Genomic DNA, 26,560 nt, shown 5'->3' with positions numbered 1-26,560 from the left:
TCGATGACTAAATCGAAGAGTCCGCTCATCCACGATGACGCCGCCGAGATCAGACGGTCTGAACTCTCCTTATCCGCGTCCACCATTCAGCCTCTTACGCGGAGGAAGGGACTGTGGCCTGCTCGACGATTCGAATCTGCTCAGGAGTCAGGTCATAGAGCCCGTAGACAAATTGGTCGATCCGATCACCGATGGCCTCGATCTCACGAGACAGGCGCTCCTGGTCGACTGGCGACCTCGTTGCCACTAGCTGCTGCCGCAATTCGAGTATTCTGTCTACCAGCGTCTTCGCCTCTCGCTGCTGTTCACTGTCTGGTAGGACAACTGGGAGTTCCTCTATTGTTGTCTGGTTCAACTGAGGAAAGAGTAACTTGTACGCCGTAAAGGTCTTCTTAACCAGATAGGCAGTTAGGCGGCTATTGAGAATTGCCAACATGGACTCGATCGGGATCGCGTCATCTATTATGTGGAGGTTGTACACAGACTGCATCGTTACAAGCGATTCGCGGTCGAGCGACGCAATGCACTGGGCTCCCGTTTTGACGATCACAATCTTCGGAGAGCGATACAGATCCTTATCCTTCTCGGGCCTCCGAATGAATCGTGTTGGGCGGCTAAGCGAATAGCGCCCGATGTTTTCGCCGACTAGGATCGGGACTGGCCCACTGGCGAGAACGTTCTTCTTGCCTAGCTCTTCCCCTCGCGACAGTTTGGCGTATTTAAGGAGCGGCTTCGAGTGTGCTCGAATCCCGTCGATCAAGACTGCTTCTGCGTCAGAAGCATAGATCAAGAATTTCCGTCGCGGATCCTTCATGAAACGGTCCGACGAACACGCTTCGCGCTCCACCGCTCGTTCACCTTCTCGTGTCTCGATTCTGATTTGCGCTGGCCGTGAGCCCTTTGCGATGGTAAACACGAGGGCGGAGACACCTGCGGAAAACACTAGTCCGCAATGAAACAAGCGTTCTAGGCCCTTGCTGAGCAACAATTCGCGAATGGTTGAACACTCGTCGCGTGCGAGCAGCGCATCCGGAACAATAAGACCGCACCGTCCCCCATCTCGTGTCAGATCGAGCGCCCGTTCAATGAACAGCCAATAGGTGTCGTATTGACCCACGGCGCTTCTCATTATCGATTCAAGAAATGCCTTCGTGTTCGCATCGTGATACTCACCGAAGATGTATGGTGGATTCCCAATCACTACGTCAAATCCGCCGTGTTTCATGATTTCAGGAAATCCCTTGTCCCAGTCAAATACATTGATGCGGATGCGATCTTCCTCGTTCAGCGTCAATTGCCCGGTCGCATAGAAGTGAGAGTCAATGAGACTGTTCCCACATTTGACGTTTCGTCCTAGATCAGGCAGTGCACGCTGGTGGAAGAGCTTGAGTTGCGCGTTGATCGATTCCTGTGATTCGCCTTCGAGGACCTTCAGAAGGAGCGACAGTTTGGTGACCTCTACGGCCTGGGGGTCAATGTCGACGCCATAGATTGAGTTAAGTAGGATGTCCTTGCGCTTGGAGGTGGTGAGGCGGTAGTCGACACTCTGGGTGGTAGGACTTGAAAGGCTGTATCTGGCTCTCGCCATCCGCATGAGGGGAGGGTTCTTGCCCTTGCAGTGTTGGTCGGGATCGTTCTTCAGATACCAACGGAGATGCCAGTCTAGGAGGTACTGATACGCGCCGATCAGGAATGAGCCCGACCCGCACGCCGGATCGAGAATGCGCAGCTTCACAGCGTCCTTAGGAGAGAGAACGCGACCGGAATCTCGTTTACTGGCGAGCGGCGCTACCGATTGGCGTGGTTGGTCGCCAGGGTTCTCGCTTGGATGAGGTAGATCGTCGAGCAACCTGCCTAGGGTGTCTTTCACGATGTCGTCAACGATGTATGCAGGAGTGTAGTAAACACCGCCCGCCTTACGTACTTCCGGCTTAGCCTCGACCCTTGCACGATGACCGGCCGTGAGGACAATGACCTTACCGAGGAATTGCTCGTAGACTTGGCCCAAGATTTCCGGCGGCAGGACGCTAAATTCATACGGGCTGTCGTAAAGCCGCTTGATGATGTGCTTTAGAACTTTGTCGTCGATCTCCAGCCGGAGAGTCAGCTGATCGGGGACTTCATCACGGCCTTTTTCCGTTGCAAAATGGAACAGCCCAGAATTGTATCGATCATCGGCGCGATGGAACATCTCACCGAGCCGTGTATAGACTCGGTCACCGCTTAGAAGTGCCATAAGGCTCGCCGGTGATTCGATACCTCGGTCTTCGCACATCCGGAGGAAGATGATGCGATCGATCGTGCGCTGCACTGAAAAGTTCAAATCGCGCTGAGAAATCGTCGGGTTGTGTTTCGCGATGGCTTGGGCGAGGTCCTCTCGCCACTGCTCGATGTCCTGGAGGAACGCATCATCGACCGGTGCCGTGCCACGTTGCTTCTTCATCGACTGCGCGAAGCGGTCGAATGAACCTCGGCGGATGGCGTCGATCGAAAAGAGCGCTGCTATCTCGTGCCAACGCTGGGGAAAGTCGGTGTAGACAACCTTGAGGATAGAGGCAGTTGTTGCCTTGTCTGTCTTTAACGGCTCGACGCGGGTGTCGTAGACGATAAACTCCTCGAACGAGGTGAGGATCGACAGGGGAAGTTTGGCGGTCCATGCATAGCGTCGCAATTGATATGCGGGAGCAGGATTGACAAGAAGATTGATCGAGGGGTTCTTCGCTTCTAGGAAGAATTTCCGCCCGCCACCGGCAGCGCGGCCACCGATATAGAAGCCGTAGTCGGGCGCCTTGGCCGCCCCACCAACCTTGACTTGGTCTTCATAGACAACGTCGCGATAGGCCTCGGCGTAGCCAAGCTTGTTCTCCACGTCCCAGCCGAGGGCTTCGACCATGGGATTGAGGAAATCTATCCGAAGCTGGGCCTCGCTGTAGTCTCCGGACTTGTAGACTTCGATGTGCTCGGTGAACTGGCGAACCTTTTCGAGAATAATCGGAGGGCACGGAGGGAGCACGGCGTCGGCCATCACGCGGTAGTGTAACGTGTGGGTACCGGAAACGGATCGGATTCAGCTTGGGACCCCCCGCGGGTCCCGATATGCAGGATCAGGGTTCGCCTCTTGAAGTGAGGACTGCGGAGAGAAATCTAGCCGTATCCGCAACGCGTGTACGCCATAGGCTAGGTGACCTGCCTCTGCTTTCTGGATGATAACTACTATATGGTGCGAGCCTTCCCGCCCCTCAGACCCCCTTTCAATGGTCCCCTATTCGAGGCCCCTAGTTTTGACGTTTCCCTTGTCCCCGTCGCAGTGTCCCGGATCGCCTTGGTAAGCGGGATCACGTCAGAAGGCCGCTTCGCGCGCGGGACCATGTCAGGTGTACGCCACGGGTGGCACTGCCGACCTCGACCCCTACGGTCGACCCGAGACACGACCAAACCGGGATTTTCATTGATCAATCCGGGCCGGAGCATTACACTGCCCTCATGCCCCCGGCGTCCACTGGCCGTCCAGCCGTGTTCATGGACCGCGACGGTTGTCTCATCGAGGAGGCGGGGTATATCAATCACCCCAGCCGGGTACGCATGCTGCCGAGATCGCCCGCCGCTGTCGCCCGCCTCAATCGGGCAGGGATCGCCGCGGTGATGGCGACCAACCAGGCCGGCATTGCGCGAGACTATTTTTCGAAAGAGACACTCGACGCGGTCAACGCCGAGGTCGAGCGCCAGCTGGCCGAGCACGGAGCGATTCTCGACGCTCTCTATGTCTGCACCCATCATCCGACAGCCGGGCGGCCGCCATTCCGCCTTGAGTGCGAATGCCGGAAGCCCAAGCCGGGGCTCCTGCTCCGCGCGGCGGCGGATTTGGCGTTGGACCTGTCCCGGTCGGTGATGGTAGGCGACAAGCCGTCGGACATTGGAGCTGGACACGCGGCTGGACTGGCGACGGTCCTCGTGCTCACGGGGTACGGCCGTGGGGAATGGGAGTATCGGCGGCAAGAGTGGACGCTGAAGCCCGACCATGTGGCCGAGGATCTCTTCGACGCCGTCGAGTGGGCGCTGGGGAGACTGGAGATGCCATGTTCCCGGTGAAGAGGCTCCGCGCGCTCATCACGGGGTTCACCGGCAAGAGGATCGTCGTCGTCGGCGACCTCATCGCCGACGAATACCTCTACGGCAAGCCCGCGCGCATCTCCCGGGAGGCGCCCGTCCTCATCCTCCGCTTCACGGACCGCGAGGTTCGCCTGGGCGGCGCCGCGAATGCCGCTCACAATGTCCGCGCCCTCGGTGCGACGGCCCTGCCCGTAGGCGTCCTGGGCAGAGACCCAGCGGGAGACGAAGTCCTGCGGCTCTTCGGCGAAGCCGGGATCCCTTGCGAGGGTGTGAGCAGGGCAGCGGGGCGCCTGACTCCGATGAAGACGCGCATCATGGCAGGCGGCTACGAGTCCACGCGCCAGCAGGTCGTCAGGCTGGACCGCGAGCCCGAGCCGAGCCTGACGGGCGATGTCGAGGCGCGGCTGATCGCCGCCGTGCAGGCGGCCGGGAGCGGAGCCGACGCCTTCCTCGTCTCCGACTACGGCTATGGCTCCGTCACGGCACGGGTCTTCGAAGCCGTCATCGAGGCGGCGCGAGGGCACGGGGCCATCGTGGCAGTGGACAGCCGCTATGACCTGCCGCGCTTCCGGGGCGCGACCGCGGCGACTCCGAACGAGCCCGAGGTCGAGGCGCTGGCGGGGGCCGAGCTGGGAGACGAGAGCGCTCTCGAGAAGGCCGGGCGCGTGGTGCTCGAGCGGCTCGATTCGCGATATCTCCTGATTACGCGCGGCAGTCGGGGCATGGCGCTGCTCGAGCGCGAGGGGCCCGTGACGTTCATGCCTATTCACGGGAGCGATCAGATCGCCGACGTGACCGGCGCGGGGGACACCGTGATCAGCGCCTTTACCGTCGCCCTCGCCGCCGGGGCGGAAGCGGTCGAGGCCGCGTGGCTCGCCAACGTGGCCGGCGGCGTGGTGGTGATGAAGCGAGGCACGGCGACCGTCTCCCCGCAGGAGCTTTCCGAGTCGCTTGGTGACGATGGCGCCGCTGCTCGGCGTTGACGAGGCGGCCCGTCTTGCCGAGGGCTGGCGGCGCCAGGGCAAGCGGCTGGTCCTGGCCAACGGCTGCTTCGATCTCCTCCACGTCGGCCACGTGCGCTACCTCAGCGAGGCCCGCGCGCTCGGCGATGCCCTCCTGGTCGGGGTCAACGGGGACACCTCCGTGCGCCGGCTCAAGGGGCCGGGGCGGCCCATCATGACGGCCACCGAGCGCGCGGAGATCGTCGGCGCGCTGGCGTCCGTGGACGGCGTGGTCATCTTCGAGGACGACACCGCCGATGCCCTCGTCGCGAGACTCCGGCCCGACGTGCACGCCAAGGGCACCGACTACACGGCGGAGTCCGTGCCGGAACGGAGCGCGGTCCTTTCGGCCGGAGGGTGCGTCGCCATCGCGGGGGATCCGAAGAGCCACGCCACGCGCGACCTCATCCGGCTCATCGTGGAGAGATTCGGGGAGAGATCCGGGGAGAGATCCGGAGAGAAGCCCGGGGCGGGGCGATGACGTCGCGCAGCCCGCGTATCGCGATCATCAAGCTGTCCTCGCTGGGTGATGTGGTCCACGCCCTCCCGGTCGCGCACGCGCTCAGGCGCGCGCTCCCCTCCGCGCACCTGACGTGGGTGGTCGAGGCGCGCGAGTACGCGATCCTCCGCGACCACCCCGATCTCGACGCGGTGGTGCCGGTGGACACGCGTCTGTGGCGCCGGCTCATCTGGCGCCCGGCGGGAGCCCGCCAGGTACTGGGCAAGGTCGGGCGGCTCCGAGAGAGGATCCGGCGCGCCTCCTTCGACGTGGCCATAGACCTCCAGGGCCTGCTGAAGAGCGGGCTCTTGACCGCCTACACAGGGGCGCCCGTGCGGATAGGCTTCAGCGCGGGCCGGTGCCGCGAGCGCTGGAACGCGCTCTTCACCAACCGTCACGTGACGCCCCCCGACTCGGCGCGCCACGTCGTCGAGCAGTACCTGGCGCTCCTCGCCCCGCTCGGTATCACGCCGGGGCCCGCGGAGTTCCACGTGCCCGTGCCCGCGGCGTCGGAGCGTCGGATCGGGGAGCTCCTCGTCAAGGAGGGTGTCAAGCTCGGTGACCGGCTGGTCGCGATCAACCCGGGCGCGGGCCATCCACAGAAGCGGTGGTCTGTGGCGCGCTTCGGCGCCTTGGCCGAGCGGCTGGCCACTGAAGCGGGCGCGCGTCTCCTGCTGCTCTGGGGCCCCGACGAGGCGCACATGGCGCGCGAGATCTCCTTGGCGCTGCCGGGGCTCAGCGCAATCCTCGCTCCGCCCACGGACCTCGGTGAGCTCGCGGCCCTCTTGAAGCGGTGCCGGCTGATGATCGCCAATGACACGGGGCCGCTTCACCTGGCGGCGGCGCTCGGGACGCCGTCTCTCGGGCTCTACGGGCCGTCCCTCGCCGAGCGAAACGGCCCCTACGGGGCGCGCTGTCGGGGACTGCAGAGTCCAGACGGCACCATGGCCGGACTCGAGGTCGCGGGAGTCTTCGAGGCCGCGCGAGGCATGCTCGAGGGTGCGGAGTGAACCGGCTGAGCGTCACGATCATCGCCTGGAACGAGGAGGAGCGGCTGCGCGCCTGCCTCGAGAGCGCCGCTTGGGCGGACGAGATCATCGTGATCGACGCCGAGTCCACCGACAAGACCGTCCAGGTCGCGCGCGAGTTCACGGACAAGATCTGGGTGCGGCCGTGGGCAGGCTTCGCCGCGCAGAAGAACTTCGCGCTCGAACAGGCGACCGGCGAGTGGGTGCTGTCGCTGGACGCCGACGAGCGCGTCACCCCCGAGCTCCGGGAGCGGATCGGCCGCATCGTGCGCGCGAACGGCCCGGCCGACGGCTACTCGATCCCACGGAAGAATGTTTTTTGGGGCGCCTGGGTGCGCCACGGCGGGCTCTTTCCGGACTACCAGCTGCGCCTCTTCAGCCGGGACGCCGGCCGCTTTGTGGACAGCGCGGTGCACGAATCGGTCGTGGTCGAGGGCCACGTCGAGGCCCTCGTCGAGCCGATGCTGCATCACTCGTACCGCGGACTCGAGGACTTCGTCACGCGTTCGAACCGGTACTCCACGCTTGCGGCCCAGGAGATTGTCAGCCGCGGCGGACGGGCGGGGCTCGCCGACTTGGCGCTCCGCCCGCTCGGGCGATTCCTCTCCATGTACGTCCTGAGGTTAGGCTTCCTCGACGGCTGGCGCGGCTTCGTGCTCGCCGTGCTCTACGCCAATTACGTGTTCCTCCGCATGGCCAAGGCCTGGGAAGCGCACCGGGGCTCGGGACAGGGAGATCCGGGAGCGTCATGACCTCCAAGCAGCGGGTGCTCTCCGGCATGCGCCCGACGGGCAAGCTCCATCTCGGCAACTACCTGGGCGCGCTCGACAACTGGGTGCGGCTCCAGGACGAGTACGACTGCTTCTACTTCGTTGCGAGCTGGCACGCGCTCACGACGGACGCGGAGAACAGCGGCCAGGCGCCGGAGAGCACGATCGAGATGTTGGCGGACTGGCTCGGCGCGGGTCTCGACCCGGAGCGGAGCACGCTCTTCATCCAGTCGCTGGTGCCCGAGCACGCGGAGCTCCATCTCCTCTTCTCCATGGTGACGCCGGTCGGCTGGCTCGAGCGCGTCCCCACCTACAAGGAGATGGTGGAGCAGCTGGGGCTCGAGTCGCCCTCGTACGGGCTCCTGGGGTACCCGCTGCTCCAGGCGGCGGACATCCTCATGTACAAGCCGCAGTGGGTGCCGGTCGGCATCGACCAGGTGCCGCACGTCGAGCTGACGCGCGAGGTGGCGCGGCGCTTCAACAACACGTGGAAGCCGGTCTTCCCGGAGCCCGGGGTCAAGCTGACCCAGATTCCGAAGGTGCCGGGGACTGACGGCCGCAAGATGTCGAAGTCGCTCGGCAACGCGATCCTATTGTCGGACACCCCCGAGGAGATCACGGCCAAGGTCAAGCCGATGATCACGGATCCCGCCCGGAAGCGGCGGAGTGACCCGGGCAACCCGCACCTCTGCCCGGTCTTCGACCTCCACAAGATCTTCACTCCCGAGGAGCCGCGCGAAGCCTGCGCGACCGGCTGCCGGACGGCGGGCATCGGCTGCCTCGACTGCAAGGCGGTGCTGCTCACCCACATGGTGCCGCCGCTCGCCGGGATTCGCGAGCGGCGCGAGCGCTTCGCGGCCAAGCCGCGCGAGATCGTGGAGATCCTCCACGAGGGTTCGAAGAAGGCGCGTGAGTTCGCGAAGAAGACCATGGACGAAGTCCGCTCCGTGATCAACCTGGAGCCGAAATGATTGCGAACATGGGGGAGTACGGGGGCCATTTCTGGTTCCCGTTACTGGGGGAGTACGGGGGCCATTTCTGGTTCCCGTTACTGGGGGAGTACGGGGGCCATTTCTGGGCCCCCGTTACCGGATGACTGCGGATACGGAAACGGAGCCGCAGGGCCTGACCGTCAGGGTGGAGTCCTTCGTCGGCCCGCTGGACCTCTTGCTTCACCTCTGCAGGACCAGCGAGGTCGACCTCGCCAACCTGCCCATCCGCACCATCACCGAGCAGTACCTAGCGCATCTCGAGTCGGTGCAGTTCCAGGACCTCGACACCGCAGGCGCCTTCATGGTCATGGCCGCCACCCTGATCTACCTCAAGTCCAAGCTCTTGCTGCCGGTCGATCCCGAGGCGCCGCCGGACAGCCTCGACGAGGAGGGCGAGCTCCTGCGCCAGGAGCTGGCCGAGCGGCTGCGCGAGTACGCGCGCGTCAAGGAGTTCGGCGCCTGGCTCGGCCTACGCGAGGCGGAGCAGGCGCTGCTCTACGGCCGCACCGTCGGCGAGCTGCCGCCACCCGAGGACGTCCCGCTGGAGGACCTCTCGGTTCATCTCCTGCAGAGGGCCATCACGCGGCTCATCGAGGAGCAGAAGCGCCAGACGCCGCGCCAGATCGAGCCGAACCCGCTCTCGGTCCTCGAGCGCATGGGCGAGGTCATCGAGCTGCTGCGGCACACGTGGTCCATCCTCTTCTCGTCCGTCGCCGGGCAAGAGCGCGTCCGCGCCGAGTGGATCGTGACGCTCCTTGCCCTGCTCGAGCTCGTGAGGCTCGGGCAGGCGCGCGCCCACCAGGCGGAACTGTTCGGCGAGATCGTCATCGAGTCGGCGTCCCCGACCGATGCCGCCTCGGACGTCCCGCCCACTGACGCTCCAACCCCTGGAGAGACCGCGCATGACTGAGCCCAACCATGACTGAACCCCCACGCATGACTCAACCCATAGACGTCCTCGAAGCGCTGCTCTTCGCCTCCGAGGCTCCGGTCGAGGCCGAGCGCATCCAGGAGGTGCTCGACCTTCCTTCCGCGGGCCAGGCGCGCGAGCTGGTGAGCGTGCTCACGGAGCGGCTCGACGGGCAGGGCAGGGCGCTCCAGATCATCGAAGTGGGCGGCGGCTACCGCCTGGTGACGCGGCCCGAGGTCGCGCCCTGGCTCGTGAAGCTGGCCCGCAGCCGGACGCGCTCCCGATTGTCGCGCTCGTCGCTGGAAACCCTCGCCATCATCGCCTACCGCCAGCCGGCATCCCGTCCCGACATCGACGCCGTCAGGGGCGTCAACTCTGAAGCGGTCCTCGACAACCTCCTCGACCGCCGCATGGTCCGCATCGCCGGGCGGAAGGACTCGCCCGGCAGGCCGTTCCTCTACGAGACGACGCGCGACTTCCTTGTCGCCTTCGGCTTGAGAGACCTGGCCGACCTGCCCAAGGTCGAGGGCGACCTCGTGATCCCGGAGACCCCGCCAGACGCCGCGGGGGCGGCGGGATCCGGCGACGCCGTGGAGAGCTCTCCTGCCACCGATGCGGCTCAGCAAGATCCTGGCCCAGGCGGGGCTGGCGTCACGCCGCGGGGCTGAGGCGCTTCTCGAGGCCGGCCGCGTCACCGTCAACGGAACGGTGCGGCTCGAGCCCGGCGCCCAAGCGGACCCCGCGACCGACGTCATCGCCCTCGACGGCCGCCCCGTCGGCGCGCGCGAGGCGCACGCATACGTGCTGCTCCACAAGCCGCGCGGCTACGTCACGAGCCTCCACGACCCCGAAGGCCGCCCGGTCGTGACGGATCTCCTGCCCCGAGAGACGCCCAGGCTCTTTCCCGTCGGGCGGCTCGACTACGACGCCGAGGGCCTCCTGCTCCTCACGAACGACGGCGAGCTGACCAACCGGCTCCTGCATCCGCGCTACGAGATCCCCCGCGTCTACGAGGTCGAGGTGGAGCGCCACGTCGGGCCGGGCGACCTCGAGCGGTGGCGGCGCGGCGTGCTCCTGCCGGACGGTCCCGCGCTGCCCTCGGCGGTGCGGATCCTGAAGCACGGGAGAGGGAGCACGTGGCTCAGCGTGACGTTCAAGGAAGGGCGCTACCGCGAGGTGAAGCGCTACTGCAAGGCCCTCGGCCACCCCGTGATGCGTCTGCGCCGCGTCCAATTCGGCCCGCTGCGTCTAGGGGCGCTGCCGTTGGGGCACACGCGCGCCCTAAGCGCCGCGGAGCTCGTTGGGCTTCGGAGCTTGCGCGACCAGGGCGCTTCGCCTATACTAGCCAGGATTCACCGATAGATCCGCATCAGGAGCCCTTCATGGACCTGGACGACTGGCGATCCAGGATCAACGACCTCGACGAGCAGATCCTCAACCTTCTCAACCAGCGCGGACACGCCGCCCTTCAGATCGGCGAGCTCAAGCGGCAGCAGGACAGGCCGTACTTTGTCCCGGAGCGCGAGGCCCAGGTCCTGGAGCGCCTCGCCGCGCTGAATCGAGGCCCCCTGAGCGCTGAGGCGGTCCGCGCCGTCTGGCGGGAGATCCTCTCGGCCTCCCTCGCCCTCGAGAATCCGCTGCCCGTCGGGTACCTCGGTCCCGCCGGCACCTTCACCCACGCCGCGGCGATGCGCCGTTTCGGGACCTCGGCCCAACTCATCCCGCTCAAGACCATCGCGGACGTCTTCGAGGAGGTCGAGCGGGGGCGCGCGGAATACGGCGTGGTGCCGGTCGAGAACTCGACCGAAGGGCCGGTCAACGTCACGCTCGACCGCCTCATCGACTCGGAGGCCCTGATCGCGGGCGAGCTCACGCTCGAGATCAGCCAGCACCTGCTGTCGAGGGCCGGCGAACTCGGCGAGGTCAAGGTCGTCTGTTCCCACCCCCAGGCGCTCGCGCAGTGCCGGCAGTGGCTGCTGGCGCACCTGCCCGACGCCCGCACCGAGGAGATGCCGTCGACGACCGCGGCGGCCGAGCGCGCGAAGGACGACCCCACGGTGGCGGCCGTCGCCTCGGAGCTGGCCGCCCGCACGTACGACGTGCCCGTGCTGCAGAAGCGCATCGAGGACAACCCATACAACACCACGCGCTTCCTGGTGATCGGACGCCGCCCGGTCGGCGCCACGGGGCGGGACAAGACCTCCATCCTTTTCTCGATGAAGAACGAGCCGGGCGTGCTGTACAGCATCCTCCAGCCCTTCGCCGCGCGCCGGCTCAACATGACCAAGATCGAATCGCGACCAACCAAGCGGCGCCCCTGGGAGTACGTGAACTTCGTCGACTTCGAGGGTCACCGCGATACCGATGACGTCCGGGCTGTTCTCGACGAGGTCAAGGAGCGCTGCCAGTTCCTGAAGATCCTCGGATCCTACCCGGCCGCCTAAGGAGCCCCGCATGCCTGTGTCCTGGGAATCCCTCGCCAACGACCACATCCTCGGGATCGACCCCTACGAGCCGGGGAAGCCGATCGAGGAGCTCGAGCGCGAGTTCGGCCTGACCGACGTCATCAAGCTCGCCTCGAACGAGAACCCGCTGCCGCCCTCGGAGCGCGTCCTCAAGGCCATCTCGGAGGCGCTGGCTCATCTGAACCGCTACCCCGACGGCAGCGCCCACTACCTGCGTAGCGCGCTGGCGCGGCGTCACGGGCTCACGCCGGAGCACATCATCATGGGCAACGGCTCCAACGAGCTGATCGAGCTGCTCGTGCGGGGCTTCCTGCGGCCGGGCGAGGAGGCGATCATCCCGCATCCGTCCTTCGTCGTCTACCCCATGATCGTCCAAGCCGCCGGTGGTATCCGGGTAGTTGTCACCCTGAAGGACCACCGGCTGGACCTCGAGGCCATGGCGCGCGCGATCACGCCGATGACGAAGATCGTGTTCATCGCCAACCCGAACAATCCGACGGCGACCCTCGTGACGGCGGAGGAGGTCGCGGCCTTCATGGCGCGCGTGCCGGACAAGGTCATCGTGGTCTTCGACGAGGCCTACTTCGAGTTCGCCCAGGGGCCGGACTTCCCCGACTCGGTCCAGTACATGAAGCAGGGCCGCAAGGTCGCCGTGCTGCGGACCTTCTCCAAGGCCGCGAGCCTCGCGGGGCTTCGTGTGGGTTACGCGATCGCGGACCCCGACTGCGTCGCCCTTCTCAACCGGATCCGGCAGCCCTTCAACGTCAACTCGCTCGCCCAGGTGGCCGCGTTGGCAGCCCTCGAGGACGACTCGCACATCCTCGAGTGCCTGCGGATGAACGAAGCCGGACGGCACTTCCTGTGCGACGAGTTCACCTCGATGGAGCTCAAGTACGTGCCCTCGCGCGCCAACTTCATCCTTCTCGACGTGGCCCGGAGCGGCAGCGACGTCTTCCAGCGCCTTTTGAAGGAGGGCGTGATCGTGCGCCCCATGTCGAGCTTCGGCATGGAGACTGCGCTCCGCGTGACCATCGGCACGCCTGAGGAAAATCGGCGCCTGATCAAGGCGCTGAAGAAGGTCCTGGCGGAGGGCAAGGTCGGGTGATCCGCCGCCTCGCCATTGTCGGGCTGGGGCTCCTCGGCGGTTCCGTGGCCAAGGCGGCTCGCGCCGAATCGCTGGCGCGGGAGATCGTGGGGGTCGGCCGCAATCCCGCGAGCCTGGCGCCGGCGCTCAGCGAGGGGGCCGTCGACCGCGTCACGACCGATCTTCGAGACGGCCTGACGGGCGCCGACATGGTCGTCCTGGCGACCCCCGTCGCCACCCTCGAGCATCAGCTGCCCGCCGTGTGGCAGGCAGCCGAGCCGCAGGCCCTCATCACCGACGTCGGCAGCACGAAGGCCGCGATCGTGCGCGTCGCCGAGACGCTCTGCGCTGGGAGGCCGCTCGACTTCGTGGGCAGCCACCCCATGGCGGGATCGAACCTCTCGGGCTTCGCGGTCGCCCGCGCGGATCTCTTCCGGGGCGCCACGATCATCCTCACGCCCACCGACCGCACCGCGCGGGACGCCGTCAAGCGCGTCACGGAATTCTGGGAAGCGGCCGGCGGGCGAGTCGTCACCATGGATCCCGCCACCCACGACCGGGCCGTGGCCGCCATCAGCCACCTACCGCACCTCGTGGCCGCCGCGCTGGTGGATGCCGTGGTCCGGATGGATTCGCAGTTCTTCGACGTGGCCGCGCGGGGCTTCAAGGACACCACACGCATCGCGGCGTCGAGCCCGACTGTCTGGAGGGAGATCTTCGAGGAGAACCGCGAAGCGCTGGCCGAAGCCGTCGCGGCCTTCCGGGCGGCGCTGGGCGATCTCGAGCGCGTGCTGCGCTCAGGCGACGCACCGCGCATCGAGGCCGAGCTGGAGCGCATCCGCATGGTCCGGGCGAGGCTTGGGTGATGCGGATCCGCGTGCGGGCTCCAAAGCGGCTCAGCGGCACGGTCCAGGTGCCGGGGGACAAGTCCATCTCTCACCGGGCGGCCCTCTTCGGCGCGATCGCCTCGGGACGCACGGAGATCACGGGCTACCTCGAGGGCGAGGACTGCCTGAACACGCTCAAGGCGGTCCGCGCCCTCGGCGTCCTCGTGACGCGAAAGGGCCCAGGGCACTACCTCGTTGACGGCGCCGGGCTCTTCGGCCTGCGCGAGCCCGAGCAGGTCATCGACCTCGGCAATTCGGGCACAGCGGTCCGCCTGCTCATGGGCGTCCTCGCGGGACAGCCCTTCTGGACCTTTCTGACGGGCGACGACTCGCTGCGGCGGCGGCCCATGAGGCGGGTCGGCCTACCCCTGACGCGCATGGGCGCCACGGTGGTCGGCCGCGAGGACGGCTCGCGCCTGCCGCTGGGAGTGCGAGGGGCGAGGCCGCTCAAGGCGATTGCCTTCGACTCACCCGTCGCCTCAGCCCAGGTCAAGACGGCGCTGCTGCTGGCCGGTCTCTGGGCGGACGGGGCCGTCACCGTCACGGAGCCTGTGCGCTCGCGGGACCACACCGAGCGCATGCTGACGGGCTTCGGGGCGAGGCTGTCGGTTGACGGCACGACCGTCACGCTCACGCCGGGGGCGGAGCTTCGCGGACAGGGTGTCGCCGTCCCGGGGGACATCTCCTCCGCGGCCTTCCTGCTGGTAGCCGGCACGATCGCGCGGGGGGCGGAGATCACGGTCACGGGCGTGGGTGTCAACCCGACGCGCGCGGGGCTCCTCGACGCGCTCGAGTCGATGGGCGCCCCGGTAGGCCGGAGCCACGCCGCCCTGGCGGCGGGCGAGCCCGTCGCCGACCTCACGACCCGCAGCGCGACTCTCCGCGGCGCGCTCGTGGGCGGCCCGATGATCCCGCGCCTCATCGACGAGGTGCCCGTGCTCGCGGTGGCGGCGTGCATGGCGGAGGGACGCACGCGGATCACCGACGCAGCGGAGCTGCGCGTGAAGGAATCGGACCGCATCCGCTCGATCGCCACGGAGCTCGGCACGCTGGGTGCGCACATCACCGAAGCGCCCGACGGGCTTGAGATCGAGGGCGGCGCGCGGCTTCGCGGCGCTACCGTCCAGAGCGGCGGCGACCATCGCATGGCGATGGCGCTGGTCGTGGCCGGCCTCGTCGCGGAGGGAGAGACGATCGTCGAAGACACCGGATGCATCGGGACCTCATACCCCGGTTTTGTCGAGACGGTCAACGCGCTCGCCGGCGCACCCTGCGTGGAAGAGCTGCCGTGACCTGCCGCCGCGATCCCGTCATCACTATCGACGGCCCGGCCGGCGCGGGCAAGTCCACCACCGCCCGCGAGGTTGCCCGGCGGCTCGGCTTCAGGCTCGTGGACACGGGCGCGCTGTACCGGGCGCTGGCGTGGGCGCTCATGCAGGCGGGCGTGGCGCCGGAGGACGAGCAGGGCGTCGGAGCGCTGCTGGCCCGGACGACCGTCGAGCTGGCCGACTCCAGCACCGGCGGGCGCGTGCTCGTCAACGGCCGCGACGTCACAGCCGAGATCAGGACGCCCGAGATCGCTTTGACTACGTCGAGACTGACGGTGCTCAGAGCGGTGCGCGACAAGATGACGCCGCTCCAGCGGGGCTTAGCAGCGGCGGGTGGGGTCGTCCTCGAGGGCCGGGACACGGGTAGCGTGGTCTGCCCCGACGCCGAGGTCAAGGTCTACCTGGACGCGGATCTTGCCGAGCGGGCCCGCCGCCGCCGCGACGAGCTGGCCACGCGCGGCCTGCCCGCCGACTACGAAAGCGTGAAGGCCGAGGTCGCCTTGCGCGACCGTCAGGACATGGAGCGGGAGCTCGCGCCGCTCCGCAAGCCCGCGGGCGCGGTGACGGTCGACTCGACGGCGCTCTCGCCGGAGGCGGTGGTGCAGCGGATCCTCGAGGCGGTGGAGCAGGCGCGGTGCTGTACGGGATCCTGAAGCCGCTGGTCGTGTTCGTGATGCGGGCGTGGTTCGGCCTCCGCGTGAGAGGGGCGGAGCACGTCCCGTCCTCCGGGCCGGCGCTCATCGTCTCGAACCACCAGAGCATCCTCGATCCGCCGTTGATCGGCGGGGCGACGCGGCGCCGGATCTACTTCCTCGCGAAGGCGGAGCTGTTCCGGATCCCCGTCTTCGGGTGGCTCCTCCGGGCTCTCCACGCACGGCCCGTGCGCCGCGAGGGCTCGGACCCGCGCGCGCTCAGAACAGCCGCGCTGTTGCTCGAAGAAGGAAAGGCGCTCTTGGTGTTTCCGGAGGGGACGCGTAGCCTGGACGGCCGCCTCGGGGAAGGAAAGCCCGGCGTCGGGATGCTCGCGGTCACGAGCGGGGCGCCCGTGGTGCCCGCGTACGTCTCGGGCACCCTCGAGGCCCTGCCCAAGGGCGCGACCTGGCCCCGGCGCAGCCAAGTGAGCGTGAGCTTCGGACCCGCGATACACTTCAAGGCCCAGATCGGCGCCGGCCGCAAGGAGCGCTACCGGGAGGCTGCCGAGGAGATGATGCGCGGGATCGCGCAGTTGAGGGACCAACAGCAGCGCTAGCATCGACGTCAGGGGCGGCCGCTCAGGCGACGCACCGGCGATATCCACCAAGGGAGGAAGCACCGCATTATGGAGACGGAGAACCGGAAGGCGAAAGTCCTCGAGGGGGCGCAGGAGGAGGTGGCAGAGGCCCCCGAGGAGAGTATGGAGGACTGGTTCAACCGCGGCGTGGGCGACATCGAGGAAGGGGAGGTCGTCCGCGGCAGGGTCGTCGAGGTCCGCGACAGCGAGGTGCTCGTGGACATCGGCTACAAGAGCGAGGGAACCATCGCCATGGAGGAGTTCCGGCACGCCGGCACTCTCCCAAAGGTCGGCGACGAGATCGAGGTCTACCTCGAATCCAAGGAGGACAGCGAAGGGCTGATCGTCCTCAGCAAGGACAAGGCGGACAAGATCAAGGTCTGGGACGCCATCTCCAAGTCTCACGACAGCGGCACCCCCGTCGAGGGCAAGGTGATCGAGGTGGTCAAGGGCGGGCTCTCGGTCGACGTGGGCGTCCGCGCCTTCCTCCCCGGGTCGCAGGTGGACCTGAGGCCGGTCAAGAACCTCGCCTCGATGCTCGGGCAGATGATCCGCGCGAAGGTCATCAAGCTCAACCGGCGGCGCGGCAACGTCGTCCTGTCCAGGCGCGCCGTACTGGAGGAGGAGCGCGAGGAGAAGCGGAAGCACACGCTCTCGGTGCTCTCGGAGGGCATGGTGCTCACGGGCGCCGTCAAGAACATCACCGACTACGGCGCCTTCATCGACCTGGGCGGAATCGACGGCCTCCTGCACGTGACCGACATGTCCTGGGGCAGGGTCGGACACCCGTCGGAGATCTTCCAGATCGGCGACCAGGTCGAGGTCGTCGTGCTGCACTTCGATCGGGAGACCGGGCGCGTCTCGCTCGGTTACAAGCAGAAGTCGTCCGACCCCTGGGCCGTCGTGGACGAGCGCTACCCGGTGGGTGCCAAGGCGCAGGGGCGGGTGGTGAGCCTGACCAATTACGGCGCCTTCGTCGAGCTCGAGCCCGGAGTCGAAGGGCTCGTGCACGTGTCCGAGATGTCGTGGACGCGCCGCGTGCGACACCCCTCGAAACTCGTTAACGTCGGCGACATGGTGGACGTCATGGTGCTCGACGTGAACAAGGCCACCAAGCGCATCTCGCTCGGCATGAAGCAGGTCGAGGCCGACCCGTGGGCGACCATCGAGGAGCGCTACAAGCCGGGCGAGCGGGTCGAGGGCAAGGTGCGCAACCTGACCGACTTCGGCGCCTTCGTCGAGCTCGAGCCCGGCGTGGACGGCCTGCTGCACATCTCCGACATGTCCTGGACCCGCAATATCGGGCACCCGTCGGAGATCCTCAAGAAGGGGCAGTCCGTCGATACGCAGGTCCTCAACGTGGACAGGGACAACAAGCGAATCTCCCTGGGCCTCAAGCAGATCCAGCCCGATCCGTGGGAATCTGTCTCCCAGCGCTATCCCATGGGCTCTCGCGTCACCGGCAAGATCGTGCGGCTGACCGACTTCGGCGCATTCGTCGAGCTCGAGCCCGGCGTGGATGGGCTCCTCCACATCTCCCAGATGTCGAGCCGTCCCATTGCCTCGCCCTCCGACCTCGTCAACGTGGGTGACGAGCTCACGCTGATGGTGATACGCGTCGATCCCAACGAGCGGCGCATAGGGCTCAGCCTCAAGGACCTGGCGGCGGCCATCCTGGAGGAACCGTCGCAAGCGGATACCCGCGGCCGCGGCAAGGGGCGGAAGCGGCGTGGCGGCGAGGACCTCGATGAGGATGAGGAGTAGACCGCTCGTGGGGGGCGACAGGTGACATCCCGCGGCCGCGTCGCTCTGGTCGCGATCGGAGTAGGCGTGGGGATCCTCGTGCTGTTCCTCGGCACGATCTGGGTTCTCATGGCGACGGTCAGCGAGGATGGGCTGCCCACGGGCGGAGCGAAGGTTGGCGTGGTGGAGATAGAGGGCATCATCGTGGACGGCACGGCCGCCGTTCGCGAGCTCCGCGAGCACGCGGAGAATCCGTCGATCAAGGCGGTCGTCCTCCGCGTCAACAGCCCGGGCGGTGTGGTCGCTCCGACGCAGGAGATTTTCGCCGCCATCCAGCGCGCGAGAAAGGCCGGCAAGCCTGTGGTCGCGACCCTTGGTGCGGTGGCCGCCTCGGGCGGGTACTACGTCGCGGCGGCCGCCGACAGGATCTACGCGAATCCCGGCACGCTGACCGGCTCCATCGGCGTGGTCATGCAGATGGCCAACATCGAGGGACTGCTGAAGAAGGTCGGCGTCGAGTACGTCGTCGTCAAGGCGGGCGCGTATAAGGACGTGGGCAACTTCGCCCGCACCATGAGCCCCGAGGAGCGGAAGATGCTGCAAGCGCTGCTCGACGACGTCTACTCGCAGTTCGTGGACGCCGTCGCCGAAGGGCGGGGCCTCGAGCGAAAGGAAGTGCTGGCGTTTGCCGAAGGCCGGATCTACTCCGGCCAGCAGGCACTGGCGCTCAAGATGGTCGACGAGATGGGCGGCTTCGAGGATGCCGTCGAGGCCGCGGGCAAGCTGGCCAATATTCCGGGACGGCCGAAGCTCGTCTACCCGCGAAAGAAGTTCTCCTTCAAGGATTTGCTGGAGAACCGTCTCGGACTACCGGGGGCCGGTCCGCTCCTGCCGGCCCTTACGGGCATCCGTACTCCTCTCTACCTCATGCAGTAGCCGTAAACCCTTGCTCTGCTTGACAATCTTTCGACCGACGTGCTACGTTCCGAAGGTGGAGTCAGCCCGGTCGCCACGTCCGAGACCGGAAGATGGCGGGGTTCCCGTGGAGGGAGCAGGCTCATGACCAAAGCGGATCTCATCGAGGAAGTCTCCAAGCTGTCGAGCCTGACGAAGAAGGAGACGGAGTTGATCGTCAACACCGTCTTCGACAACATCACCGACGCTCTCGCCAAGGGAGATAAGGTCGAGTTGCGCGGGTTCGGCAGCTTCCGCATCCGCCACCGCAACTCTCGAAAGGGCCGCAACCCCAAGACCGGAGACAGCGTCAGCGTCCCCGAAAAGCGGGTGCCGTTCTTCAAGGTGGGGAAGAGACTCCGCGAGTTGGTCAACACTTAAGAGGTCGCCCCGTAGCCGCGTGGACCGACTCTGGGCGCCGTGGCGGATGGCGTACGTGACGTCAGCCGGAGCGCCGCCCGCCACGCCCGCCGGGTGCATCTTCTGCGACGCGCTCGCGTCCGGCGATGACAAGGGGAACCGCATTCTCCGCCGGGGCTCGAAAGCCTTCCTGATCCTCAACAAGTACCCGTACGCGTCCGGCCATGTCATGGCCGCAGTCAACCGGCACGTCGGCTCTCTCGAGGAGACAGCTTCGGAGGAGATCGGCCATGTCATGGAGCTCGTGCAGGCGGCGATCCGGGCTCTCAACCGCGCCTACGCCCCCGAGGGCTTCAACGTCGGCCTCAACCAGGGGCGCGCGGCGGGAGCCGGCGTACCCAAGCACCTGCACATCCACGTCGTGCCGCGCTGGAGCGGCGACATCAACTTCATGCCCGTCGTGAGCGACACTCGCGTCCTGCCCGAGAGCCTGGATACGACGTATGACCGCCTGCTGGCGGCGCTCGGCTCGTGAGGGACCCCTCGGCCGAGCTTTCCCCCGAGTTGTCACCCCAGCTGTCACCCCCGTTGTCACCCCCGTTGTCACCCATGATGTTGCAGTACCGGGAGCTGAAGCGGCGCTACCCGGATTACGTGCTGCTCTTCCGCCTCGGTGATTTCTACGAGATGTTCTTCGAGGACGCCCACGAGGGCGCCCGCCTGCTCCAGATCACGCTGACCTCACGGCAAAAGGGTGAGGGCGCCATTCCGATGGCCGGTATCCCGCACCATGCCGCCGACGGCTACATCGCGCGGCTGATACGGGCCGGGCGAAAGGTGGCCGTGTGCGAGCAGATGGAAGCGCCGGCCAAAGGCAAGAAGCTCGTCCGGCGAGAGGTCGTCCGGGTCATCACGCCCGGTACGCTCACCGACACCCAGTATCTCGACGGCGCCGCCAACAACTACCTCCTGGCCGTCCACCGGACCGGTGCCGGGGCCGGCCGGACGCTGGGCGCCGCCCTGGTGGACGTTTCCACGGGCGAGTTCTGGGTCGGTGAAGCCGCGGGTGACGGAGCGACGCTGCTCGACACGGCCCTCCTGCGGCGGCCCGCCGAGTGCCTCGTGGCTCGGGAGGGAGACCAGGACTTAGCCAACCGGCTCGCCGCCGCGGGGATCATGGTGACCCGCGGGGAGCCCTCGTGGTTCGCGCTGCGCCAGGCGCGCGAGAGGCTCGCGGCACAGTTCCGCGTTCACTCGCTCGACAGCCTGGGCGTAGGCGACATGGGCGCCGGGCTTCAGGCCTCGGGCGCCGCTCTCGCGTATCTGCGGGAGACGCAGGGCGAGGCGCTCGGCCACCTCGCCCGTCTCCAGCGCCTGCTCCCGGGCGACGCCATGGTGCTCGATCCCACCGCCGTTGCGACGCTCGAGCTCTTCGAGAACGCCCAGGAGGGGAGCCTGCGCGGCTCTCTCCTTGCGACCCTCGACCGGACTAGGACGCCGATGGGTGCACGAACCCTCCGCCAGTGGCTGCTGCGGCCGCTCCTGGACACGGGCGCCATCGCGCGACGCCAGGATGCCGTCGCGGCGCTCTGCGCGGAGCCGCAGCACCGGGCCGCCGTGCGGAGGCAGATCCACGGCATCGGCGACCTCGAGCGGCTCTCGAGCCGAGCCGCGCTCGGCGTCGCGCACGCGCGGGACCTGACGGGACTCCGTGCCTTTCTCGGTTCCCTCCCGGCCGTCCGCGAGGCGCTCGGCGGACTCCGAGCGCCACTCCTCGCTGAGGTGGGGGAGGAGATCGCGGCCCTGCCGGCGCTGCACAAGCTGCTCGTGGACGCGCTCGAGGACGAGCCGCCGCTCACGCTCCGGGAGGGCGGCCTGATCCGGGAGAGCTGGAGCGCCGATCTCGGCGAGATCAAGCGCGGGGCTCGGGAGGCGCGAGAGTGGATCGCCGCCCTGGAGGGACGCGAGCGGGAGCGCACGGGCATCCCCACGCTCCGCGTGCGCTTCAACCGCGTCTTCGGCTACGGCATCGAGGTGAGCAACGCGCACGTGGCGAAGGTGCCCGGCGAGTACATGAGGCGCCAGACCCTGGTGGGCGCCGAGCGCTACGTCACCGTCGAGCTCAAGGAGTACGAAGGCCGCGTGCTCGGGGCCGAGGAGCGGATGGCGAAGCTCGAGCTGGAGCTCTTCCAGGAGGTCCGTGCCGCCGTCGCGGCCGAGGCGTCGGCGCTGCTCCGAACAGCACGGGCGGTCGGGACCCTGGACGCGCTCGCATCGCTCGGCGAGATCGCCCACGAGCGTGGGTACGTGAGGCCGCAGGTCGACGACGGCCGAATGCTCGACATCGTGGAGGGCCGCCATCCGGTGCTCGAGTCAGGCGGCGAGCGCCCCTTCACGCCCAACGACCTCCACCTCGACCCCGACCGCGAACAGGTGATGATCCTGACGGGCCCCAACATGAGCGGCAAGAGCGTGTTCATGCGCCAAGCGGCGCTGCTGGTGATCCTGGCCCAGATGGGCGGCTTCATCCCGGCGCGGTCGGCCCGGATCGGGGTCGTGGACCGGATCCTGACCCGCGTCGGGGCCCAGGACAACCTCGCGCGGGGCCAGAGCACCTTCCTCGTCGAGATGGTCGAGACCGCGAGCATCCTGCACAACGTCACTGAACGAACTCTGGTTTTACTTGATGAAGTGGGGCGCGGTACCTCGACCTTCGACGGGCTCGCCATCGCCTGGGCCGTGACCGAGGAGCTTCACGACCGCGGTCGCGGCGCGAAGGTGCTCTTCGCCACTCATTACCACGAGCTCACCGCTCTCGCCGATCGGCTCGCGCGCGTCCGCAACTTCCACGTCGCCGTCAAGGAATGGAACGACGAGATCATCTTCCTTCACAAGGTGGGGCCCGGCGGGACAGACCGGTCCTACGGCATCCAGGTCGCCCGCCTGGCCGGGCTGCCGAAGGCCGTCATCGCGCGCGCGCGGGAAATCCTCGCCGACCTCAGCCAGAATCCGGGCGCGCTCGTCCCGGGTCAGCCCGAGCCGGTTCCACAGCTCGGTCTCTTCCCGCATACTGCTGACCCCGTGCTCAAGGAGCTGGGCGCGCTCGACGTCTCGTCGCTCACCCCGCTCGAGGCGCTCAACCTCCTGGCCGAGTGGCAGCGGCGCCTCAAGGCGCAGCCGTGAACCCCATCCGCCTGCTGCCCGATCACCTCATCAACAAGATCGCCGCGGGTGAGGTCGTGGAGCGGCCGGCGTCGGTGGTCAAGGAGCTCGTTGAGAACGCGATCGACGCCGGTGGGCGTGTCATCACGGTGGAGCTGAAAGACGCAGGAAGGCAGCTCATCCGCGTCACGGACGACGGCGCCGGCATGACGGGAGCCGATGTGGACATGGCGCTCCGGCGCCACGCGACGTCGAAGATCTCCGACGAGGGTGACCTGGCCGCCATCGCGACCCTGGGCTTTCGCGGCGAGGCCCTGCCGGCCATCTGCGCCGTCAGCCGTTTCGAGATCCTCTCATGCCCCCGCGGCGGCGCCGTGGGCACTCTCGTGCGCGGGGCGGGAGGCACGGTCGTCGATCGTCTCGAGGTCGAGGCCGCGCCCGGCACGTCCGTCGAGACCCAGGATCTCTTCTTCAACACGCCGGCGCGGCTCAAGTTTCTCCGGAGCGCGCCGGCCGAGCTGGCCTTCATCCTCCGGCTCCTCCAGGGCATCGCACTCTCGCGGCCTGACCTTCAGCTCCGCGCCCTCCACCACGGCAAGGCTGTGTTGACGGCGCCGGCGGCGGCAACCCTGCGGGACCGCGTCGGCGCCGTCTTGGGTTTCGAGACGGCGGAGGCGATGCTGGAAGTGGATCACACGCAGGGGAATGTGCGCGTCACCGGGCTCGCGGCGCCGCCACAGCGGGCGCGCGGCAACCGCGACGAGATCACCCTGATCGTCAACGGCCGTCCGGTCAAGGATACGGCGCTGGCCCAGGGCCTGATCGAAGCCTACCGGCCCATGCTCCCTCGCCACCAATTCCCGGTGGCGGCGCTCCTGATCGACCTGCCCCTGCCCGAAGTCGACGTCAACGTCCACCCGAGCAAGGCCTGGGTCCGCTTCCGCTCGCCGCGGCTGGTGCAGGAGGCGGTGTTCCGCGCCGTCCAGGACGCCCTCCGCTCGCAGCGCGTCGTCCAGCCCCAGCAAGGCCTTGGTCGTTCAGCAACGGGGGCCCAGAAATGGCCCCCGTACTCCCCCAGTCCGCAGTCGCCCCTCCCGCTGTCTGGGCCGCCGTTCCCAAACAATCAAGGCGCCCTGTTCCAGGAAACAGCGGCTTCTTTCGGGACAGGGCGGTTCGGCGCGGTCGTCGGCCAGCTGCAGGAGACCTTCGTCGTCGCGGCCAGCGACGAGGAAGTCTTCTTCATCGACCAGCACGTCGCCCACGAGCGCGTGCTCTTCGAAGAGCTGCGGCGGAACCTCGCCTCGGGCCCCTTGGCCTCGCAGGTCCTGCTCTTCCCTCAGACCCTCGAGCTCGGACCCGGCAAGGCCGGGCTCCTCGAGGAGTGGTCGGGTGACCTCGAGGTCCTGGGATTCGACCTCGAAGGCTTCGGCGGCCAGAGCGCGCTCCTGCGCGCCGTGCCCGCGCTCCTCAAGGCCGAGGAGCCCCGGCGGCTCATCGAAGGGCTGCTCGACGAAGTGGGCTCGCCGGCCGGGGCGCAGCAGGCACCCCTCGTGGAACGGGCGCTGGCCTTCGTCGCCTGCCGCGCCGCGATCAAGGCGCACGCCCCCTTGCAGCGCGAAGAAATGGTGCGCCTGCTCGCGGACCTCTCGGCCACCGAGACCCCGTACTTCTGTCCGCACGGGCGGCCCATCGTCTCGCGGCTGTCGCTCAAGGAGATCAAGCGGGAGCTCAGGCGGACATGGTGATCCCGCCTCCGCTTCTTCTAATAGTCGGCCCCACCGGGGTGGGGAAGACCGCCGTCGCCGCGCGCCTCGCCGCCAGCGTACCGATGGAGGTCGTAAGCGCTGACTCGCGCCAGGTCTACCGGGGCATGGACGCCGCGACCGGCAAGCCGACCTCCGATGAGCGCAAGGCCGCGACGCATCATCTCCTCGATCTGATCGAGCCCGGCGAGCGCTACCACGCGGCGCGCTTCCGGCTGGATGCGGCGCAGGCGATCGAGACGATTCGCGCGGCCGGGCGCCTTCCAGTCGTCGTGGGAGGCACGGGCCTCTACGTGCGGGCGCTCCTGCGGGGGCTCGATGCAGCGCCGCCTGCCGACGCGGCGCTGCGGGCTCAGCTGGAGGAGGCCGCAAGGACGAACGGGCCGGCGGCCCTCCACGAGCGCCTCAGAGCGCTCGATCCCGAGCGCGCGGCCCGGCTCCACCCCAACGACCGGGTGCGGCTCATCCGGGCGATCGAGAAGCACGGTCGCGGGGCCGCGACGTCTGGAGGCTGGGCGCGGGCGGTCCCGCCCTGGCGCGTCGTGATGTTCGGGCTCCGCCGGGAGCGCGTCGCCCTCAACCGGGCACTCGAGGAACGCGCGCGAAGCATGCTGGCGGGTGGGATGATGGAAGAGGTGCGGCGCCTCTTGGCTGCCGGCCATGACGAAACCGCACCCGGCATGGCGGGCATAGGCTACCGCCAGTGGGCCAAGGTCGCGAGGGGCCGCTTGTCTCCGGCCGAGGCGCAGAGGCTCATGGTCCGCGACACCCAGCGCTACGCGAAGCGCCAGATGACATGGTTCGCGCGGGAGCCGGAGATTCAGTGGCTGGACGTGGACGAGGTGGGCGGCGTCGAGGGCGCCGCCGAGTGCATCCACAAGCACATCTTGCGGGAGGGATGGATCGCGTGAGGAAGAGGGAACGGGCGCTCCTGGCGGCCTTGCGGCTGCCGAAACAGCGCCGGTACGAAGTCGAAGAGTCCCTGGACGAGCTGGGCCGCCTCGCCGAGTCGGCCGGCGCCCTAGTCGTCGGCCGCGTCACCCAGGAGCGGCTCGCGCCCACGCCCACGCTCTATTTCGGCAAGGGCAAGGTGGACGAGCTCAGGGCCTCTTCGGAGCGGGAGGGCGCCAACCTCATGATCTCCGACGACGCACTGTCTCCCGTGCAGGAGCGCAACCTCGTCGGCTCGCTCGGGCTCAAGGTCATCGATCGCACCGCGCTCATCCTCGATATCTTCGCCCAGCGGGCGCGGACCATGGAGGGCAAGCTCCAGGTCGAGCTCGCCCAGCTGTCCTATCTCCTGCCTCGCCTCGTGGGGCAGTGGAAGCACCTGGAGAGGCTCGGGGGCGGCATCGGCACCCGGGGCCCCGGCGAGACCCAGCTCGAGTCCGACCGCCGCATGATCCGCCACCGGATCGAGAAGATCCGCAGGGAGCTGGGGCGCGTGCGCGTGCACCGCAAGCTGCTGCGCCACCGGCGGAAGGCCGCCGGCGTGCCCGTGGTGGCCCTCGTCGGTTACACCAACGCGGGCAAGACCACGCTCCTCAACCGCCTCACGGGCGCGGAGCACGCGGCGGCGGACCAGCTCTTCGTGACCCTCGACCCGGCGGCGCGGCTCTGCTCCCGGAACGCTCACGCTCCGTTCATTTTGACAGACACGGTCGGCTTCATTCGCAAGCTTCCCCACCAGCTCGTGGCGGCATTCAAGGCGACCCTCGAGGAGCTGGAGGAGGCGGACGTCCTCGTCCACGTGGTGGACGCCAGCCACCCAGGCCTCGACGAGCAGATGCTGGCGGTGGACTCGCTCCTGTCCGAGCTCGAGCTCGGCCCCCGCCCGACCATCGTGGCGCTCAACAAGGTCGATCGTCTGGATGGGGACGCGGCGCTCAGCGCGCTCGTGGACCGGTTCGAGGGCGTCGCGCTCTCGGCCCGCACGGGCGAGGGAGTGGAGGCGCTCCTCAACCGCATCGAGCTCGCGCTGCGCCCGGGGGTGGAGCGCGTCACCCTGATCATTCCGTACCGGGACGGCACGGCGCTTGCCCGCTGCTACGAGCGCGGCCGCGTCCTGGCGCGCTCGGACGACGCAGACGGGATCCACCTCGACGTCGAGCTGCCGCCCCGCCTCCTGGCCTTCGTCGAGCCCTACCGCCAGACGAGCTAGGTGCCAGACGGGCTAGGTAAATGGCTTGAGCCCAACCAGTTTCGCGCCGGCAGGGCCGCCCGGAATGGTAGAC

Annotated in this window: 24 protein-coding genes; 23 read left to right on the top strand and 1 reads right to left on the bottom strand. The window is 67.7% G+C overall.

The features are described 5' to 3' along the window. Window positions 1-94 precede the first annotated feature (94 nt). Window positions 95-3,025 carry a TaqI-like C-terminal specificity domain-containing protein gene (locus Q7W02_02690; protein ID MDO8475097.1) on the bottom strand — a complete coding sequence of 977 codons (2,931 nt, stop codon included), beginning with the start codon at window positions 3,023-3,025 and terminating at the stop codon, window positions 95-97. Window positions 3,026-3,483: 458 nt separating this feature from the next. On the opposite strand from Q7W02_02690, the gene Q7W02_02685 reads away from it, so the two are divergent. From Q7W02_02685 to hflX, 23 genes are all read left to right on the top strand, one after another. Next, window positions 3,484-4,089 carry an HAD-IIIA family hydrolase gene (locus Q7W02_02685; GenBank protein MDO8475096.1) on the top strand — a complete coding sequence of 202 codons (606 nt, stop codon included), beginning with the start codon at window positions 3,484-3,486 and terminating at the stop codon, window positions 4,087-4,089. Continuing rightward, the gene (locus Q7W02_02680; protein MDO8475095.1) at window positions 4,077-5,093 is read left to right on the top strand and encodes a PfkB family carbohydrate kinase; all 1,017 of its coding nucleotides are present in this window, start codon (window positions 4,077-4,079) and stop codon (window positions 5,091-5,093) included. The genes Q7W02_02685 and Q7W02_02680 overlap by 13 nt, the downstream gene beginning before the upstream one ends. Next, window positions 5,071-5,592 (top strand): adenylyltransferase/cytidyltransferase family protein, encoded by a 522-nt coding sequence (locus tag Q7W02_02675; GenBank protein MDO8475094.1) that lies wholly within the window; start codon window positions 5,071-5,073, stop codon window positions 5,590-5,592. Before Q7W02_02680 ends, Q7W02_02675 begins: the two co-directional genes overlap by 23 nt. Next, window positions 5,589-6,620: a glycosyltransferase family 9 protein gene (locus Q7W02_02670; GenBank protein MDO8475093.1), complete on the top strand. Its 1,032-nt coding sequence runs from the start codon at window positions 5,589-5,591 to the stop codon at window positions 6,618-6,620. Before Q7W02_02675 ends, Q7W02_02670 begins: the two co-directional genes overlap by 4 nt. Beyond that, window positions 6,617-7,390 (top strand): glycosyltransferase family 2 protein, encoded by a 774-nt coding sequence (locus Q7W02_02665; protein ID MDO8475092.1) that lies wholly within the window; start codon window positions 6,617-6,619, stop codon window positions 7,388-7,390. The genes Q7W02_02670 and Q7W02_02665 overlap by 4 nt, the downstream gene beginning before the upstream one ends. Then, a complete protein-coding gene (trpS, locus tag Q7W02_02660) occupies window positions 7,387-8,379 on the top strand; it encodes a tryptophan--tRNA ligase (protein MDO8475091.1) in 993 nt (330 codons plus the stop codon). Before Q7W02_02665 ends, trpS begins: the two co-directional genes overlap by 4 nt. 121 nt (window positions 8,380-8,500) lie before the next feature. Continuing rightward, entirely contained in the window at window positions 8,501-9,310 is an 810-nt protein-coding gene (locus Q7W02_02655) for a segregation/condensation protein A (GenBank protein ID MDO8475090.1), read from the top strand. 26 nt (window positions 9,311-9,336) lie between these two features. Then, entirely contained in the window at window positions 9,337-9,978 is a 642-nt protein-coding gene (scpB, locus tag Q7W02_02650) for an SMC-Scp complex subunit ScpB (GenBank protein ID MDO8475089.1), read from the top strand. Further along, on the top strand, window positions 9,923-10,672 hold the full coding sequence (locus Q7W02_02645; protein MDO8475088.1) for a pseudouridine synthase: 750 nt from the start codon (window positions 9,923-9,925) through the stop codon (window positions 10,670-10,672). Before scpB ends, Q7W02_02645 begins: the two co-directional genes overlap by 56 nt. Before the next feature lie 20 nt (window positions 10,673-10,692). Beyond that, window positions 10,693-11,754, top strand: a complete 1,062-nt coding sequence (pheA, locus tag Q7W02_02640; GenBank protein ID MDO8475087.1) for a prephenate dehydratase — start codon at window positions 10,693-10,695, stop codon at window positions 11,752-11,754. 10 nt (window positions 11,755-11,764) lie between these two features. Next, on the top strand, window positions 11,765-12,880 hold the full coding sequence (gene hisC, locus Q7W02_02635; protein MDO8475086.1) for a histidinol-phosphate transaminase: 1,116 nt from the start codon (window positions 11,765-11,767) through the stop codon (window positions 12,878-12,880). Next, window positions 12,877-13,725, top strand: a complete 849-nt coding sequence (locus tag Q7W02_02630; GenBank protein ID MDO8475085.1) for a prephenate dehydrogenase/arogenate dehydrogenase family protein — start codon at window positions 12,877-12,879, stop codon at window positions 13,723-13,725. The genes hisC and Q7W02_02630 overlap by 4 nt, the downstream gene beginning before the upstream one ends. Further along, the gene (aroA, locus tag Q7W02_02625) at window positions 13,725-15,038 is read left to right on the top strand and encodes a 3-phosphoshikimate 1-carboxyvinyltransferase (protein MDO8475084.1); all 1,314 of its coding nucleotides are present in this window, start codon (window positions 13,725-13,727) and stop codon (window positions 15,036-15,038) included. The genes Q7W02_02630 and aroA overlap by 1 nt, the downstream gene beginning before the upstream one ends. Further along, the gene (gene cmk, locus Q7W02_02620; GenBank protein ID MDO8475083.1) at window positions 15,035-15,727 is read left to right on the top strand and encodes a (d)CMP kinase; all 693 of its coding nucleotides are present in this window, start codon (window positions 15,035-15,037) and stop codon (window positions 15,725-15,727) included. The genes aroA and cmk overlap by 4 nt, the downstream gene beginning before the upstream one ends. After that, window positions 15,709-16,323 carry a lysophospholipid acyltransferase family protein gene (locus Q7W02_02615; GenBank protein MDO8475082.1) on the top strand — a complete coding sequence of 205 codons (615 nt, stop codon included), beginning with the start codon at window positions 15,709-15,711 and terminating at the stop codon, window positions 16,321-16,323. The genes cmk and Q7W02_02615 overlap by 19 nt, the downstream gene beginning before the upstream one ends. A 69-nt stretch (window positions 16,324-16,392) precedes the next feature. Then, window positions 16,393-18,108, top strand: a complete 1,716-nt coding sequence (locus Q7W02_02610) for a 30S ribosomal protein S1 (GenBank protein MDO8475081.1) — start codon at window positions 16,393-16,395, stop codon at window positions 18,106-18,108. 21 nt (window positions 18,109-18,129) lie between these two features. After that, on the top strand, window positions 18,130-19,023 hold the full coding sequence (gene sppA, locus Q7W02_02605; protein ID MDO8475080.1) for a signal peptide peptidase SppA: 894 nt from the start codon (window positions 18,130-18,132) through the stop codon (window positions 19,021-19,023). 123 nt (window positions 19,024-19,146) lie between these two features. Then, window positions 19,147-19,422, top strand: coding sequence for an integration host factor subunit beta (locus tag Q7W02_02600; GenBank protein MDO8475079.1), 276 nt, complete (start codon window positions 19,147-19,149; stop codon window positions 19,420-19,422). Window positions 19,423-19,468: 46 nt separating this feature from the next. Continuing rightward, a complete protein-coding gene (locus Q7W02_02595; GenBank protein ID MDO8475078.1) occupies window positions 19,469-19,936 on the top strand; it encodes an HIT domain-containing protein in 468 nt (155 codons plus the stop codon). Window positions 19,937-20,010: 74 nt separating this feature from the next. Next, window positions 20,011-22,584 (top strand): DNA mismatch repair protein MutS, encoded by a 2,574-nt coding sequence (mutS, locus tag Q7W02_02590; GenBank protein ID MDO8475077.1) that lies wholly within the window; start codon window positions 20,011-20,013, stop codon window positions 22,582-22,584. Then, window positions 22,581-24,308, top strand: a complete 1,728-nt coding sequence (gene mutL, locus Q7W02_02585) for a DNA mismatch repair endonuclease MutL (GenBank protein ID MDO8475076.1) — start codon at window positions 22,581-22,583, stop codon at window positions 24,306-24,308. The genes mutS and mutL overlap by 4 nt, the downstream gene beginning before the upstream one ends. Further along, window positions 24,302-25,237 carry a tRNA (adenosine(37)-N6)-dimethylallyltransferase MiaA gene (gene miaA / locus Q7W02_02580; GenBank protein MDO8475075.1) on the top strand — a complete coding sequence of 312 codons (936 nt, stop codon included), beginning with the start codon at window positions 24,302-24,304 and terminating at the stop codon, window positions 25,235-25,237. Before mutL ends, miaA begins: the two co-directional genes overlap by 7 nt. After that, window positions 25,234-26,487, top strand: coding sequence for a GTPase HflX (hflX, locus tag Q7W02_02575; GenBank protein MDO8475074.1), 1,254 nt, complete (start codon window positions 25,234-25,236; stop codon window positions 26,485-26,487). Before miaA ends, hflX begins: the two co-directional genes overlap by 4 nt. The last annotated feature ends 73 nt before the right edge of the window (window positions 26,488-26,560 follow it).

It is taken from the genome of Candidatus Rokuibacteriota bacterium, assembly GCA_030647435.1.
In the GTDB taxonomy this organism is placed as follows: domain Bacteria; phylum Methylomirabilota; class Methylomirabilia; order Rokubacteriales; family CSP1-6; genus AR37.
This window is presented reverse-complemented; position numbering and strand designations above follow the sequence as displayed.

Excerpts from the sequence above, each read along its gene's own strand:
- mutS (MDO8475077.1), top strand. The coding sequence starts at position 20,011 with ATGATGTTGCAGTACCGGGAGCTGAAGCGGCGCTACCCGGATTACGTG.
- Q7W02_02670 (MDO8475093.1), top strand. The coding sequence starts at position 5,589 with ATGACGTCGCGCAGCCCGCGTATCGCGATCATCAAGCTGTCCTCGCTG.
- trpS (MDO8475091.1), top strand. The coding sequence starts at position 7,387 with ATGACCTCCAAGCAGCGGGTGCTCTCCGGCATGCGCCCGACGGGCAAG.
- miaA (MDO8475075.1), top strand. The coding sequence starts at position 24,302 with ATGGTGATCCCGCCTCCGCTTCTTCTAATAGTCGGCCCCACCGGGGTG.
- Q7W02_02675 (MDO8475094.1), top strand. The coding sequence starts at position 5,071 with ATGGCGCCGCTGCTCGGCGTTGACGAGGCGGCCCGTCTTGCCGAGGGC.
- Q7W02_02595 (MDO8475078.1), top strand. The coding sequence starts at position 19,469 with ATGGCGTACGTGACGTCAGCCGGAGCGCCGCCCGCCACGCCCGCCGGG.
- Q7W02_02655 (MDO8475090.1), top strand. The coding sequence starts at position 8,501 with ATGACTGCGGATACGGAAACGGAGCCGCAGGGCCTGACCGTCAGGGTG.
- Q7W02_02600 (MDO8475079.1), top strand. The coding sequence starts at position 19,147 with ATGACCAAAGCGGATCTCATCGAGGAAGTCTCCAAGCTGTCGAGCCTG.
- Q7W02_02645 (MDO8475088.1), top strand. The coding sequence starts at position 9,923 with ATGCGGCTCAGCAAGATCCTGGCCCAGGCGGGGCTGGCGTCACGCCGC.
- aroA (MDO8475084.1), top strand. The coding sequence starts at position 13,725 with ATGCGGATCCGCGTGCGGGCTCCAAAGCGGCTCAGCGGCACGGTCCAG.
- hisC (MDO8475086.1), top strand. The coding sequence starts at position 11,765 with ATGCCTGTGTCCTGGGAATCCCTCGCCAACGACCACATCCTCGGGATC.
- Q7W02_02680 (MDO8475095.1), top strand. The coding sequence starts at position 4,077 with ATGTTCCCGGTGAAGAGGCTCCGCGCGCTCATCACGGGGTTCACCGGC.
- Q7W02_02610 (MDO8475081.1), top strand. The coding sequence starts at position 16,393 with ATGGAGACGGAGAACCGGAAGGCGAAAGTCCTCGAGGGGGCGCAGGAG.
- scpB (MDO8475089.1), top strand. The coding sequence starts at position 9,337 with ATGACTCAACCCATAGACGTCCTCGAAGCGCTGCTCTTCGCCTCCGAG.
- Q7W02_02685 (MDO8475096.1), top strand. The coding sequence starts at position 3,484 with ATGCCCCCGGCGTCCACTGGCCGTCCAGCCGTGTTCATGGACCGCGAC.
- Q7W02_02690 (MDO8475097.1), bottom strand. The coding sequence starts at position 3,025 with ATGGCCGACGCCGTGCTCCCTCCGTGCCCTCCGATTATTCTCGAAAAG.
- pheA (MDO8475087.1), top strand. The coding sequence starts at position 10,693 with ATGGACCTGGACGACTGGCGATCCAGGATCAACGACCTCGACGAGCAG.